Consider the following 13784-nt stretch of genomic DNA (forward strand, 5'->3'; position numbering starts at 1 on the left):
CTTGTTCATTGTTCGTTCATACCCCGTTTAGTGAACGTTCACTGAACGGGATATGAACATCAGTTTTTATTGCACTTGGTTATATAATAACTGACACAAACCCCGTCGCGCATTTCTGTTTCCATCACTGACCCTTTATGTATTACAGGAGATTTCACTCCTTCTCCCAATACTTTTGCTGAATGTTCAACAAATGTCTCATCCCACAATTCTGTATCTATGAATGACTGGAGCAGGGTAGTGCCCCCCTCTACAAGTAGAGACTGTATCTTTCTTTCGTAAAGGACGGTAAGGATTTGTGGTAATATGTCCTTAGAGAAATCCAATGTTATGTATTCCAGGTTTTCCTCTACGGCTTTTTCCTTTTCGGTGAATACAAGCGTCGGTGTAGTGTGGTCGAACAGTTTGAGATTGGAAGGCAGAGAGAGGGTACGGTCTATGACTAATCTTAATGGATTGGCTCCATACCAATTGCGTGTGGTCAGTGAAGGATTGTCAAGAAGAGCCGTTTTTCTGCCTACGAGTATAGCCTTGTGTTCTGCTCTTTGCTTGTGTACGTACATCGATGTGATTGGGGTTGATAATACTACAGGTGAGCCGTTTTCACGGTTTGTGTCGATAAACCCGTCTGCCGATTCAGCCCATTTCAGGGTAATATACGGACGCTTTTGTGTGTTGAATGTCACGAACCGCCTGATAAGGTTTTTGCATTCGTCTTCCAGCACTCCTACGGTAACATCAATACCGGCATCGCGCAGTTTACGAATTCCTCTCCCTGACACTTGCGAGAAAGGGTCTATACAGCCTACCACAACACGTGGAATACCCTTGCTGATGATAAGGTCGGCGCATGGAGGTGTCTTCCCATAGTGCGAACATGGTTCCAGGCTTACGTATATGGTTGATTCCTTGAGCAGGCTTTCATCTTTTACGGAACGTATGGCATTGACTTCGGCATGACCTTCACCGCATCTGGCATGATAGCCTTCGCCGATAATCTTACCGTTATGAACTATTACCGCTCCAACCATCGGATTGGGAGCTGCATTGCACAGTCCGTTTGATGCAAGTTCTATACATCTGCGGATATATTTCTCATCTGTAGTCATATTCTTGAGCTTTTTTCTTACTTTTGCACATTATGCATCCAATATATACTTATATACGACAAGAACTTTCCGGCTTCTATCCGGATGCTGAGGCTGCTGCCATGGCAAAATATATACTGACAGAGAAATTCCGGCTGTCGGTTCTTGACTTATATGCAGGCAAAGATATGAATTTTTCGTCAGAAAAACTTTCGGAGGTAAATGATATTCTGGCGCGCCTGAAGTCGTACGAACCCTTGCAATATATTATCGGTGAAACATGGTTTTGCGGCTATCGCTTTAAGGTGACGCCTGCAGTTCTTATTCCACGACCTGAGACTGCGGAATTGATAGACTGGATAGTGAAGGACAACAAACGTGAAGGTGCACATGTCCTTGACATCGGTACCGGAAGCGGATGTATCCCTGTTTCGTTGGCTTTGATGATGGATTCGCCTGTAGTGTCGGCATGGGATATTTCGGAAGAGGCATTGTCCGTAGCGTCTGAAAATGCACGTATTAATAAGGCGGATGTGGCTTTCAGTCGTGTAGATGTGCTTGGAACTGATATTCCCAATATAAAGGTTGACATTCTTGTAAGCAATCCTCCTTATATTACGGAAAGTGAAAAGAAGGATATGGAGAGAAATGTTCTGGAATGGGAACCGGATCTGGCACTTTTTGTTCCTGACGACGATCCATTGCGTTTCTACAGACGTATAGCTGAGATAGGGCTGGATATATTGAATGACGGAGGGTTGATATATTTTGAGATAAACAGGGCATACGGTAGTGAGACAGTAGAGATGCTGGCTTCGATGGGATATAAGAATATTGAATTGAGGAAAGACTTGTCTAGTAATGACAGGATGATTAAGGCTTTGAGACCATGAAAGAATATACGGAAAAAGAAATATTGAACAAGGCTGAGGCTTATTGCTCGGCGGTGGAGAGGTGTCCGTCGGATGTTGAGGCAAAACTTAAAGGCTGGGGGGCAAGTCCGGAAACAGTGGCTGCGGTTATGGCTCATCTGTTCAAGGAAAAGTATCTTGACACAATAAGGTTTTGCAGTGCATACGTACGCGACAAATATCGTTTCAACCAATGGGGCAGGGTAAAGATTGCCCAATCATTGCGTATGAAAGGTTTGACATCGGAAGAGATAAACGCAGGTATGGAAGATATAGATGAAGATGAGTATAACTCCATCCTTCAAAGTCTTTTGAAACAGAAACTTAAAAGTATCAAGGCGGAGACAGATTATGAGCGCAATGCCAAACTTATCCGCTTTGCTGCTGGTAGGGGATTTGCTATGCAGGAGATATTGAGATTTGTAAAAGGTGATTTCGATTAATGAATATTCTTGGTGACATACGTGATTTCTTTTTTCCACGCACCTGTGTATGTTGTGGAAAACTTCTTTCATCACAGGAAGAGAGCTTGTGTATTTCATGTATGGTATCACTGCCAAAAACCGGATTACTGAATACTCCAGGGAATGAGATGGAACGATATTTCTGGGGAATATTTCCTATAGAACGTGCCACAGCATTGTATTATTACGCAAAAGGAGGCAGTGTAGCAAATATACTTCATGGAATGAAATATCATGGAAGGAAGAGATTATGCCGACAGATGGGATGTATTATGGGGACTGAATTGCTGGATTCTGGATTTTTTGATGGAATAGATTTTATTTTACCAGTTCCGTTGCATAAAAACAGATTGAGAACCAGAGGTTATAACCAGTCGGAATTGTTGGCAAGAGGTATTTCTGATATAACTTCGATTCCTGTAGTTACGGATGCTTTGATAAGGACCCACAATAATGCCACACAAACTCATAAATCAGCTTTTGAAAGGTGGGGAAATGCCGAAGGATTGTTTGAAGTTACCGAAAAGGCTTATTCATTAAGTGGCAGGCATATACTTCTGATAGACGATGTGCTTACTACAGGCGCTACAATCTCTGCCTGTCTTGATGCGCTGAAAAAGATAGATTTCGTAAAAATCAGTGTTGTAACATTGGCGTGGACAAAATCATAATATATGATGCTTTATGTCGGTTTTTAGCAAAATTAATACATATAAATTTTCAAATACCGATGTATTTCTCTACTTTTGCACAAATGTTTATCAGATATTAGTAAAATTATGAAAGCTTTGGAAAAATTATTCGCAGAGAAATTGCTGAAAGTAAAAGCTATTAAAATTCAGCCGGCTAACCCTTTCACTTGGGCTTCAGGTTGGAAATCTCCTATTTATTGCGACAACCGTAAGACTTTGTCTTACCCTGCACTTCGTAACTTCGTGAAGTTGGAACTTTGTCGTGTTATTCTTGAAAAATTCGGTCAGGTTGACGCTATTGCCGGTGTGGCTACAGGAGCTATCGCTCAGGGTGCATTGGTTGCAGAAGAACTCAACTTGCCATTCGTATATGTTCGCTCAAGCCCAAAAGACCATGGATTGGAAAATCTTATCGAAGGTGAATTGCGTCCGGGTATGAAGGTGGTAGTTGTAGAAGACTTGATTTCTACAGGCGGTAGCAGCTTGAAAGCTGTTGAGGCTATCCGTCGTGACGGTTGCGAGGTTATCGGTATGGTAGCTTCATTCACTTATGGTTTCGATGTGTCTGTAAAGGCATTCCTCAATGCAAAAGTAGAACTTTTTACTTTGACAAACTACAATGCTGTGCTTGATGCTGCATTAAAGACTAACTACATCGACGAAGAAGATATTCCTGTACTTCAGGCATGGAGAGAAGATCCTGCACACTGGACAGGAAAATAATGAATATTAATTTATAATTGAAGACACGGATTCTACTGGTCTCACGGTTCCTGATAGCGAATCGTGTCATTCGGTAAAATCCGTGTTTTTTGTTATCGTAATAATATATGGCAACATTACAATACGAAAGTACTGTGAAATATGTTCCTTACAGTCAGGAACGAGTTTATAACAAACTGTCGGACTTGAATAATCTGGAGTCTGTACGCCAGCGCCTTGATGCTGTAAAAGATAAACTTGAGGGCAAGCTGGAGGATATGACGTTCGACCAGGATTCGATTACTCTGAAGGTGCAGGGTATAAGTCTGACACTTAGAATAATCGAACGCGAACCGATGAAGTGTATCAAGTTTGAAGGTGACAAATCGCCTGTACCTATGAACTTGTGGATACAGATGCTTCCGGTGTCTGACGATCAGTCGAAAATGAAGGTTACAATACGTGCCGAAGTAAACATGTTTATGAAGGCTATGGTTTCAAAGCCGCTTCAGGAAGGAGTGGAGAAACTGGCTGACATGCTTTCGGCTATACCTTATTAATCTCTTTTTATTTTAGAACTATAAATCAAACAGGAATATGGCTCAGAAACTTTGGGAAAAAAATGTTCAGGTAAACGAGGAGATAGACCGTTTTACTGTGGGACGAGACCGTGAGATGGACCTCTACCTTGCAAAGCATGATGTACTGGGTTCAATGGCTCATATAACTATGCTCGAGAGTATCGGACTTTTGAAGTCTGACGAACTGAAAGTGTTGCTTGAAGAACTTAAAAACATATATGCTTCTGCTGAGAAAGGTGACTTCGTGATAGAAGATGGCATTGAGGATGTACATTCTCAGGTAGAACTTATGCTGACAAGGAAACTTGGAGATGTCGGTAAGAAAATTCACAGCGGACGTTCAAGAAATGATCAGGTTCTTGTCGATTTGAAATTATTTACACGCGCACAAATAAAAGAAATTGCTGAGGCTGTAGAAGATTTGTTCAAAGTCCTTATTTCCCAAAGTAATAAGTATAAGGATGTATTGATGCCCGGATATACACATTTGCAGATAGCCATGCCGTCGTCGTTCGGTCTTTGGTTTGGAGCATACGCCGAAAGTCTTGTTGACGACATGATGTTTCTTCAGGCTGCATACAAGATGTGTAACCGCAATCCGTTAGGCTCTGCTGCCGGTTATGGCTCTTCTTTCCCTCTGAACAGAGAGATGACTACACGTCTGTTAGGATTTGACTCAATGAACTATAACGTTGTTTACGCACAGATGGGACGTGGAAAAATGGAACGTAACGTAGCTTTTGCTCTTGCGTCTATAGCCGGAACATTATCTAAGATGGCTTTCGATGCTTGTATGTTCAGCAGTCAGAATTTCGGTTTCGTGAAACTTCCGGATGAATGTACCACAGGTTCAAGTATCATGCCGCATAAGAAGAATCCTGATGTGTTCGAACTTACTCGTGCAAAATGTAATAAGATACAGGCGCTCCCTCAGCAGATAATGATGATAATGAATAATCTGCCTTCGGGATATTTCCGCGACTTGCAGATAATAAAGGAAGTGTTCCTGCCTGCTTTCTCCGAACTCAAGGACTGCCTGCAGATGGCTACATACATTATGGACAAGATTTATGTGAACGAACATATTCTTGACGATGACAAGTATCTGTACATTTTCAGTGTTGAGGAAGTGAATCGCCTTGCAACAGAAGGAATGCCATTCCGCGATGCATACAAGAAGGTTGGACTTGATATTGAAGCAGGAAAGTTTACACATAATAAACAGGTTCATCACACTCATGAGGGAAGTATCGGTAACCTGTGTAACGACCGCATCACAGAACTGATGGATAAAGTTGTGTCAGGTTTTGATTTTGCTGTGGTTGAAAATGCTGAAAAGGCCCTTCTTGGAAGATAACATTGAAACTTGCAAATGCTTTGCAAAGACTTTTAAAATGTTTTGCAAATATACCCTGAAGCTATGTCAAAAGGCTTTTGAATATATTAAAACGGATATTTTTTTTAATAAAAACGGGCGAAATGTTTGGAAGTTATACAAAAACTCCATACATTTGCACCCGTTAACGCGGAAATAGCTCAGTTGGTAGAGCATAACCTTGCCAAGGTTAGGGTCGCGAGTTCGAGTCTCGTTTTCCGCTCTTTCTTTGAAAGGATGCTCGAATGGTGGAATCGGTAGACACGAGGGACTTAAAATCCCTTGGCTATTGCAGCTGTGCGGGTTCAAGTCCCGCTTCGAGTACAGGTATAAACGCTAATTGCTTGGAAATGAGTAGTTGGCGTTTTTCTTTTGTCTATTTTTGGCGTGATTTTGGCGTGATAGTTTTTTGGCGTGTAGTTTTGGCGTTGTTATCGTAATAAAAAAGGCTGCTTGCCACACCTGGCAAACAACCTTAATTTGCGTTTTAAAATACCGTTATGGCATTCTGGTACAAAGATAGTGCTTCTTATTGAATTTCTTCAAAAAAATCTAATTTCATTCCGGAGATAATACATAGACCTGTACCCATAATATTACTTATCCCTGTTTCGCTTTCAGTCGCTGCCAGTAGCAAGAATCCTACTATCAGCAGCATGATATAAAATTTATGTTTCATTGTTATTGTTCTTTTGATAAGGTCTTTATCTTTTCTTCAAACCGTTTATTGGCTGATTTATCAAATTGCATAAACTTTTCAATGATATTGTTTATCTGAGGACACTCATTGTTTACATCATACAGGCTTGTTATTAATAAATCCTTGCAATCATACAGATAACAGGAAAAAGCTTTTTCTTTTTCAAGCAGCGTTCTTGTCTGTGCCAGATCTTTTTGTAGTGCTTCTTTTTCATCAGCATGGAGAACTTTATATTTACCACAAACAGATAGTTCTATTTTGTTTAGTTCATCTTTTCTTTCAACAAAGGTTTGATAGGCTTTCTGTTTAAACTCTCTGTATTCATTTAGTTTGGCCTCTATTTCTTCTTTGCTGAGGCTCTTAGCATCAATAAGAATCAAATTAAGAGCCTCGACACAATCACAATAAAAGGCAGTACGTTGAATTTCTATTTTTAAGCGTCTTTCTGCTTTGTAATGTTCTGTAGCCTCATCAATATACAGTTTCTTAAGCTTGTTTCTTTCTTGTTCACTGGCTAATAATTGCCGTTGTACTTTTGTTACTACTCCCAAATTTGGATATACTTTTATTCTTCTTCCTGTTCTCATTTCTTTTATCTTTGTGGTAGGGGGTACTTTGAAAGTACCCACACCGGGTTAATAATCATCCTATCTTTATCAAATTTGCCACTTTAAACGATCTGTATTCGTTTTTCTCTGTGTCGAAGTACACTTGTAAGGTATCGCTCTTTTTACGGCTTTCTGTGCCTTTTATTGGCGGCAATAATGATTCTTTCAGTGTGCCGTATGCTTCACGTATAGAACCGTCCACTTTCTGAAAGTAGAACTTTACAATACGTTCTTTCATTGACGCTTTCAGCTTCATATTCAGCCAGGCGCATTTAAGAGCCTCACTCATTGAATAACCGTTCTTCTTAACCATTTGCCACGCCAGACGCATTACTTCTCTCATTCTGTTTTTAAATTCTGTTGCCATAATCGTATATCTTTAGTCATTAATATTATGCTGCCAGTCTTTCAACGCTTCTTTCAATCTCTGTAAGGTCGCAATCTACATCTACTTCGTTGCCGTCCTCATCATAGGCTTCTACGCTGTCAATGCAAACAGAAACGTAAGTAGTTACCCATGCGCCTGTACCGTTGAAATAATCATCTTCGCAATAACCGTCAATCTCAAAGCTGCCATCAACAACTACCAAAGCATTGTTTACTTCTACCTCAACAGAGAATGTACCGTTGTTGCTGTCTATTGCGTTGTAAATCGCATTTGCTATTGTTTCATTTATTGCTGCCATATCGTTTGTCCTTTATTGTTTAACTTTGATGATACAAATGTAAGGCAATCATTTTACATAAACAAATAAAAGAATTATTATCATATTACATTTAACATTATTTAGTAAGCCAATCGTTTTACATGACGATAAACTATGTAAATTTGCATAAACTTAAAACGATAGGATTATGATAGATAGATTAATGATTAAAGAAGCTATGAAGCGTTACGGTACATCTGTGAATGAAGTAGCAGAGAAAATGAATATATCACGTGTTACACTTAGTACGCATATTAATGGTAATCCATCAACAGAGGTACTTTTAAGGATTGCTGATGCTATAGGATGCCCGGTAACGGAATTATTTGAGCAACCAAAGAAAGACACCCTTTCTCTCACTTGCCCCCATTGTGGAAAGGATATAAATCTTAAAATAGAATAATTATGGAAACACCTACTAAAGAGAATACTCTTTACTTGCCTATAAAACAAGTTTATTTCGACCAGATAATAGCAGGCACAAAGAAAGAAGAGTATAGAGAAATAAAAGAGGGTATTACCGCTAATCGTTATTTGCTCAAAGATGGAAACGGCAAATATGTTCTTAATCCAAATGTAACCCAACCAAATAAAGAATATTTCATTGACGATTATAACAACGGAAATTTTCCGTTTGTGCCTAAGCCTTATAAATACCTGTATATTGCCGTTGGTTATGCAAAGGAACGTGATACAGCTTTAGTAGAAGTTGACGGATTTAGATTCATACCTAATATGATACGTGCTGATTTATATGCTTTTTGGCAAATAGCTTTTCATTTAGGTAAGGTTATCGAGATACATCGAAAATAAAAAAATGAGAAAGAAACCTCAAACCATCCTTGAAACAAACAAGCCTTTTACACTCCATGTCTTTTATTCCGGGTATGGAGCGTATGAGGCTGTTTTCTCATATAAAGAAATAAGTCTTTTTCAGCCACTTTCAGACCAACAACATAGAGAATATAGGAAACTATGTTATTTGCGCCCTGTAGAGGCTAAAAACTACCTCCTTGACTTGATATGCTTTGAACACACCCCATACCAAAGAAAAGATTTTGAATTTTTATGTAAAGATGAGGCCCCTACAAAAGAAATGACAGCTCTCTGGCATGAGATAGAAAAAGGCTTATAAGCTGATTTATACGCCCTAAAACCATATTAGGCCAATTCCTGCCGGTTTAAATGCGTAGATTCTACGGTTTTGATAAATGTGGTATTTTACACCTCGTGGGACTCAACGCAATTTTGAGTTTACCCCCGTAACATTATTACGGTCAGGTCTGGAGCGAGAAGTAATATTTCTTACTTCGATATGATGTAAATCTGTCTGACACAATTTGAGGGAGTTCCCAAAACAGTAATCCCCTTACATGGTGTCCGTCAAATAGACATCATTAGGGGAGTCTTTGTTTTGCAGACCCCCTCATTAATACTCACGTCATACACAAATATACAAAATAAACAATTCTTTGCGCGCGTGTGTGCGTGCGCTGAGACTTAATTTAACTCATTTAATTTGAAAGATGTCGCTGTCAAGGAAGCCTTCCGGCAAATCTGTAAAGTTTAAATCCACTTCTGGAATTTTCAAATCTATATCATCCGTGTTTCCAATCATCTCCTGAAGCGATTTATAATACTGTTCTGTTTCTTTATCAGGTGCTTCCTTACCCTGATGTTTTGCTATAGCTTTGAGCACTTTTTTTTCTTTTTTCTTCCAGATTCCCTTTTTATAGCGATAATTATCATACAGGATTTCTCTTAATACATCTGTATTTTCTTCTGTTAGAATGATTTCCGCATCCTTATATTTAATTTTCAACTTTCCATCGGAAACGCTGAATGACATTCCGTCTTGATTCACTGTTTTTATTTTTGAGTTCTTTTGAACCGGGCAGATTCTCCGTCGTGGCAAACCTGCCCGGATTGAATGTCGCACTTTATTTTCTCATGAACGCTTCACGTTCCATTGCTGCCTGTGGCTCCATGTCGGGATGTTTCAAAATGGCTTTCGTGTCCGCATTTATCATAGCGGCGAATGAGTTTATTTCTTCCTGTGGGGTTTCTGCTAACTGGTAAGAACCGGGTGCGCCTTTGACCTCCAGCAATCCCCCAACAAAATACTGTTTCTCTGAATTATCAAAGTCCGGGTCAAAGTGGGCGTTATATCCCAAAATCGCATCAGCCATCTTTTCGGATTCAGTTCTGTTATCCCATTGATCAGGGTTATCAATAGCATGTCTTGCAACTTGAAGGCCCAATTTTTCATCTGCTGCAATGTTGGCAATACGCATGGCCCAATATCTATCCACATCTGTTTCCTTATCCCATTTTTCGATAGCTTCTTTAGCTTTCTTGTAACCCTGTGTACTTGCCAGATTTGCGATGGCGTGTAATAAATCTTTTCTCATACATCAAAAATTTAAATGTTAGTAAATAATTGTTTCTGCTCGTTCACCTCCAGAATAGCAAACTCTATCCGGGGGGAGTATCTGTCTATTTTCTTTTCTGCTTCAATCTGGAAACATAGTTTATCATCTGTTATGGCTCCTACCATCTGCAAACAGTCCAGAAGCGTTTTTAAGCTATTATCAAGGTCGAAACGTACTGAACTGTGAAACACACGCACAAACAAACGGAAACGGCTTGAAATGCCCCTATTTCGGTACATCTTGCATTGTTGGGCAAAAGAACGTTCATACGTTCTTATCTTCTCATCCTTTATAATCCGCTTTGTACCAAACTTTCCTGGTACAGCTTGATAATGGTTAGCCTTTGCGATAATCTGACCGTATATTGTTTCTATTTCCATACCTTTTACCAGCCTTTGTCTTTGTATTTGTCAATAGAATTATCTTTTAGCACAACACCGATATCAGAGGAATTTCCACTACTTTTCTGTTTCCGTTGCCATGTTCTTACAGCAGCTTTCCAGTCTTTCATCTTGTTCGAACCAACCATCCATCCTTTTGAGGTGTAAAAGTCTATAAAGGTTGAGGCATCAACCGAATAACTGTTTTTCTGAATATAATCTTGTACTTCTGTGAGAGTGGGAGGAACAAATCTTGTAGATTTGTCCGCACCATTATTAGAAGATTTATCTTCTATATTTACATTTTTAATGTTATATTCCTTATCCTTATTTACATCCTTATCCTTATTAGGTTGTTTTTCGGTTGTTTTTCGGTTGTTTTTTTGCGTTTAGGTTTCCAATAGGAGCACCACCTTTACGACCGTTTTTCCATCGTTGGATATTAGCATCTAATATCGGACGAATAAGAGAAAATAAAGCTTTTGGGAATCCTGTAAGCTTAGGTTCTTTTAAATCCAGACTGTAATCTGATATGGCCTCGTACATGATTAATTTGTCTTTGTCTGACAAATCGCTCATACTTTCTTTAAATGAACGGTAAAAAATAAATGTATCTCTCATTTTTTCGTCTCCTTGAAGTATTCTTTATTGGTTGAATAATATCCCGCTACACGTTGGGTTATTGGGTCTTCAGCTCTGTAAATCAACTTAATTAAGCCTTTCCCCTCCATCTCTGCTACATATCTGCAAATGTTAGCACGAAATATCCCGGTTTCCATCGCCACGGATAACATTGTTTTGGGTTTCTTCAAAAAAGAACGGTAAACTATTTGTCCTTGATGTAGAATGTTTGTATCTTTGTCGTAGTTCCGATTGAGATGGGCGGCTCCGGTCGCCTTTTTCCTTTCTTCCATAGTCAGCCCTCCCGTAGTTTATCGATGTCGGATTGTCTGTAATAAGGTTTATTCCCGACTTTTACTTTCTTTAAATAACCGTCTCTATTCCAACGCCACAAAGTTGTTTTGTCAATTTTCAATCTGCTGCAAACTTCAGATGCGGTAAGATAAGTTTCTTCTTTCTTATTTTCTGTTAGATTAACTTCTTGCATCAACGACAGGAATGCTTCTCTAAGGTCAACGGCATTTACTATTAATTGTACGTTTGCGCCACTTTCGATAATTTGTTTAATATTCATTTTTATTCTTAACAGCTCCAGTACCTTATTCTCTCTCGGTCTTGCTGTCTGGCACACTTAAACTTCTTTCGTTTACGAGCTTGTAGTTGTCGTGAGACCGACCCCTCTCGTTAATTATGTGCTCGTCACCGCTCCGTCTTGGTGTATTGCAAAGTTAGTTATTCAATGAGTTGTAATATATTGTTTCTCATATTATGAACAAACATTTTCCCTATTGTTTGTTATTTGTTCCATATTAGGCATAAAAAAGACTGCATTTTATTTGCAGTCTTGAAAAAAATATTATATTGGTATAGTTCAGTCAATAAGAGAAACAACTTCCTTTTTCAACTCATCGTCAATTTCCCGGTATCTGTTGAAAGCCTTACTGCCCTCCGCATGACCAGACATTGAAGCTATAAGGTTCGGGTCTTTCACTTTTTTATAAAGATTGCCGACAAATGTACGCCTCGCCATGTGGCTGCTCGCTACTTCGTTAATCGGGCGTTGTTCCTCTTCACCTGTAACACTGTTGATAACTGTTACCTGTCGTGTTATACCACAAAGTTTGAATATCTCTTTGATTGCGTCATTATAATTTTGTGCGGCAATAAACGGGAACAAACGACCTTTTCTGTCAATGCCTTTGTACTTCTTCATAAGACTGGTTGCTCTTGCGTTTAGTGGAACACGAACTACATTTTGTCTTTCTCCTTTGGTCTTGCTTGGAATATATTCAACGGCTTCATCTATCACGTTATTATCTGTAAGTCTCATTAAATCGGACACTCTGCAGCCGATGCAGCATTGAAATATAAAAATATCTCTCTGTATTTCCAAATGTGGGAAATCGGACAAATCAAAATCTGCTATCTGGTTGCGTTCATCCAAAGTGATGTAATAAGGCGTGCCGTATTTTTCAGAAACAACACCCTCATATCCTGTAAATGGGTTGTTGCTTGTGATTCCTTTTTCATTCATCCAGTTAAAAAACGCTTTCAGCTTATTGAATAGGGCACAAATGGTATTATTCCCTCGTGGCTGAGGTTTCGGGCTTCTTCTGCTGTCTGTGGAGGCTGGTATCTGTTTGAAGATACTCGGGTATTCCTCCAGTAATGTGTGTTCATTCCTCAGATAACTTTCCATGTCGCTTAATGTTTCACTGTTTATTGTGTCAATGTCAAGAGTGTAATTTCTCTTTCCAGTATCAGACAGACGAACAAACATTTCATATCTGCGGAGCGCACGAATAAGTACATCAAAATTTTTCTTCCAGACATCTGATTTTTCCCCCTCACGTTTACCGTTTACTTTCTTTTTTGCATTATCCCTAAAATCGGTCATTTGCTCAAAGAATGATTTTCTTTTTCCCTGTTCTTCCTTTGGTAGATATTTTTCCGGATGATGGAATTTATCAACAATCATTCCTAACCAGTTACTTGAAACAGTGTTTTTATCTGCCGCTTCATAGCTTTCTGTTATAACTCTTTTAAGTTCATCAATCTTTGCTTTTGCCGCATCATGGAAAATTTTATCTTCGGAATCTATTCTGTTTCTAACGTAAACATCGCCCCTTTCAAAAAGAATATAGTTCTTTTTTACAGCATCTGCCATCGTTGCCGTAATTGCTTTCTCTGGAACACGAACACCGGCCAGCTCTGTTTTTCTCCTGTCAATGAAATATTCAAAATGTTCAGCAGATACATAAATTCCGCTTTTGGCACGAAGATTTAATTTACTACCTTGAAATAGCCGGATGAGTATTTCACTGCGACCTGTCTCTTTCTGAATCTTAGGCGACAGTCTTAATTCTATTGTTGCCATGATGATATTAATTTAAAACGCACTACAAATATAAAAAGCTATCACGCCAAATCCAAATTTTTGGCGTGTTTTTGGCGTGATAATTTCAATCTAATAAAATTTCATGCAATTTTAAGCAAAGGTTGTGATATGTAACTATCTGAAAA

22 protein-coding genes and 2 tRNA genes are annotated in these 13784 nt (G+C 39.1%); 11 read left to right on the plus strand and 13 right to left on the minus strand.

The window, feature by feature from the left end:
- Positions 1–59: 59 nt before the first annotated feature.
- Positions 60–1109: a bifunctional diaminohydroxyphosphoribosylaminopyrimidine deaminase/5-amino-6-(5-phosphoribosylamino)uracil reductase RibD gene (gene ribD, locus OCV82_RS07405; RefSeq protein WP_154043814.1), complete on the minus strand. Its 1050-nt coding sequence runs from the start codon at positions 1107–1109 to the stop codon at positions 60–62.
- 32 nt (positions 1110–1141) lie between these two features.
- Between ribD and prmC the strand changes: the two genes are divergently transcribed.
- From prmC to OCV82_RS07445, 8 genes are all read left to right on the plus strand, one after another.
- Positions 1142–1981: a peptide chain release factor N(5)-glutamine methyltransferase gene (gene prmC, locus OCV82_RS07410; protein WP_154043815.1), complete on the plus strand. Its 840-nt coding sequence runs from the start codon at positions 1142–1144 to the stop codon at positions 1979–1981.
- Positions 1978–2442 (plus strand): regulatory protein RecX, encoded by a 465-nt coding sequence (locus OCV82_RS07415; protein ID WP_154043816.1) that lies wholly within the window; start codon positions 1978–1980, stop codon positions 2440–2442. The genes prmC and OCV82_RS07415 overlap by 4 nt, the downstream gene beginning before the upstream one ends.
- On the plus strand, positions 2442–3134 hold the full coding sequence (locus tag OCV82_RS07420) for a ComF family protein (protein ID WP_154043817.1): 693 nt from the start codon (positions 2442–2444) through the stop codon (positions 3132–3134). Before OCV82_RS07415 ends, OCV82_RS07420 begins: the two co-directional genes overlap by 1 nt.
- 108 nt (positions 3135–3242) lie before the next feature.
- Positions 3243–3878: an orotate phosphoribosyltransferase gene (gene pyrE / locus OCV82_RS07425; RefSeq protein WP_154043818.1), complete on the plus strand. Its 636-nt coding sequence runs from the start codon at positions 3243–3245 to the stop codon at positions 3876–3878.
- Positions 3879–3985: 107 nt separating this feature from the next.
- Positions 3986–4417 (plus strand): SRPBCC family protein, encoded by a 432-nt coding sequence (locus OCV82_RS07430; RefSeq protein ID WP_154043819.1) that lies wholly within the window; start codon positions 3986–3988, stop codon positions 4415–4417.
- A gap of 37 nt (positions 4418–4454) precedes the next feature.
- Positions 4455–5795 (plus strand): argininosuccinate lyase, encoded by a 1341-nt coding sequence (gene argH / locus OCV82_RS07435; protein WP_154043820.1) that lies wholly within the window; start codon positions 4455–4457, stop codon positions 5793–5795.
- Between the two features lie 168 nt (positions 5796–5963).
- A tRNA-Gly gene (locus OCV82_RS07440) sits at positions 5964–6036 on the plus strand.
- 16 nt (positions 6037–6052) lie between these two features.
- Positions 6053–6137: transfer RNA gene (locus tag OCV82_RS07445), tRNA-Leu, on the plus strand.
- A 205-nt stretch (positions 6138–6342) separates the two neighbouring features.
- Here OCV82_RS07445 and OCV82_RS07450 read toward each other — a convergent pair.
- From OCV82_RS07450 to OCV82_RS07465, 4 genes are read right to left on the minus strand one after another with little or no spacing between them, the layout of a single operon-like run.
- The gene (locus OCV82_RS07450) at positions 6343–6492 is read right to left on the minus strand and encodes a hypothetical protein (protein ID WP_262543205.1); all 150 of its coding nucleotides are present in this window, start codon (positions 6490–6492) and stop codon (positions 6343–6345) included.
- 2 nt (positions 6493–6494) lie between these two features.
- A complete protein-coding gene (locus tag OCV82_RS07455) occupies positions 6495–7100 on the minus strand; it encodes a hypothetical protein (protein ID WP_154043821.1) in 606 nt (201 codons plus the stop codon).
- A gap of 55 nt (positions 7101–7155) precedes the next feature.
- Positions 7156–7488: an SH3 beta-barrel fold-containing protein gene (locus OCV82_RS07460; protein WP_154043822.1), complete on the minus strand. Its 333-nt coding sequence runs from the start codon at positions 7486–7488 to the stop codon at positions 7156–7158.
- A gap of 25 nt (positions 7489–7513) precedes the next feature.
- Positions 7514–7807, minus strand: coding sequence for a hypothetical protein (locus OCV82_RS07465; RefSeq protein ID WP_154043823.1), 294 nt, complete (start codon positions 7805–7807; stop codon positions 7514–7516).
- Between the two features lie 169 nt (positions 7808–7976).
- On the opposite strand from OCV82_RS07465, the gene OCV82_RS07470 reads away from it, so the two are divergent.
- From OCV82_RS07470 to OCV82_RS07480, 3 genes are read left to right on the plus strand one after another with little or no spacing between them, the layout of a single operon-like run.
- Complete coding sequence (locus OCV82_RS07470; RefSeq protein WP_262543209.1) at positions 7977–8231, plus strand: helix-turn-helix domain-containing protein; 255 nt, start codon at positions 7977–7979, stop codon at positions 8229–8231.
- Between the two features lie 2 nt (positions 8232–8233).
- Positions 8234–8641, plus strand: coding sequence for a hypothetical protein (locus tag OCV82_RS07475; RefSeq protein WP_154043824.1), 408 nt, complete (start codon positions 8234–8236; stop codon positions 8639–8641).
- A 4-nt stretch (positions 8642–8645) separates the two neighbouring features.
- On the plus strand, positions 8646–8963 hold the full coding sequence (locus tag OCV82_RS07480; RefSeq protein ID WP_022161983.1) for a hypothetical protein: 318 nt from the start codon (positions 8646–8648) through the stop codon (positions 8961–8963).
- Positions 8964–9338: 375 nt separating this feature from the next.
- On the opposite strand, the gene OCV82_RS07485 is transcribed toward OCV82_RS07480, so the two are convergent.
- The 8 genes from OCV82_RS07485 to OCV82_RS07520 form a co-directional block, all read right to left on the minus strand.
- Positions 9339–9692, minus strand: coding sequence for a hypothetical protein (locus tag OCV82_RS07485; RefSeq protein WP_154043825.1), 354 nt, complete (start codon positions 9690–9692; stop codon positions 9339–9341).
- A gap of 76 nt (positions 9693–9768) precedes the next feature.
- Entirely contained in the window at positions 9769–10239 is a 471-nt protein-coding gene (locus tag OCV82_RS07490; RefSeq protein ID WP_154043826.1) for a hypothetical protein, read from the minus strand.
- Positions 10240–10250: 11 nt separating this feature from the next.
- Entirely contained in the window at positions 10251–10640 is a 390-nt protein-coding gene (locus OCV82_RS07495) for a RusA family crossover junction endodeoxyribonuclease (RefSeq protein ID WP_154043827.1), read from the minus strand.
- Positions 10641–10645: 5 nt separating this feature from the next.
- Positions 10646–10771, minus strand: a complete 126-nt coding sequence (locus tag OCV82_RS07500) for a hypothetical protein (protein ID WP_262543211.1) — start codon at positions 10769–10771, stop codon at positions 10646–10648.
- A 217-nt stretch (positions 10772–10988) separates the two neighbouring features.
- Positions 10989–11261, minus strand: coding sequence for a DUF6291 domain-containing protein (locus tag OCV82_RS07505; protein WP_262543214.1), 273 nt, complete (start codon positions 11259–11261; stop codon positions 10989–10991).
- A complete protein-coding gene (locus tag OCV82_RS07510) occupies positions 11258–11554 on the minus strand; it encodes a hypothetical protein (protein WP_154043828.1) in 297 nt (98 codons plus the stop codon). Before OCV82_RS07510 ends, OCV82_RS07505 begins: the two co-directional genes overlap by 4 nt.
- 2 nt (positions 11555–11556) lie before the next feature.
- The gene (locus OCV82_RS07515; protein WP_154043829.1) at positions 11557–11835 is read right to left on the minus strand and encodes a helix-turn-helix domain-containing protein; all 279 of its coding nucleotides are present in this window, start codon (positions 11833–11835) and stop codon (positions 11557–11559) included.
- A gap of 297 nt (positions 11836–12132) precedes the next feature.
- Positions 12133–13638 carry a site-specific integrase gene (locus OCV82_RS07520; protein WP_262543216.1) on the minus strand — a complete coding sequence of 502 codons (1506 nt, stop codon included), beginning with the start codon at positions 13636–13638 and terminating at the stop codon, positions 12133–12135.
- Positions 13639–13784: the final 146 nt, after the last annotated feature.

This window comes from Bacteroides cellulolyticus (genome assembly GCF_025567135.1).
Classification (GTDB): domain Bacteria; phylum Bacteroidota; class Bacteroidia; order Bacteroidales; family Bacteroidaceae; genus Phocaeicola; species Phocaeicola cellulolyticus.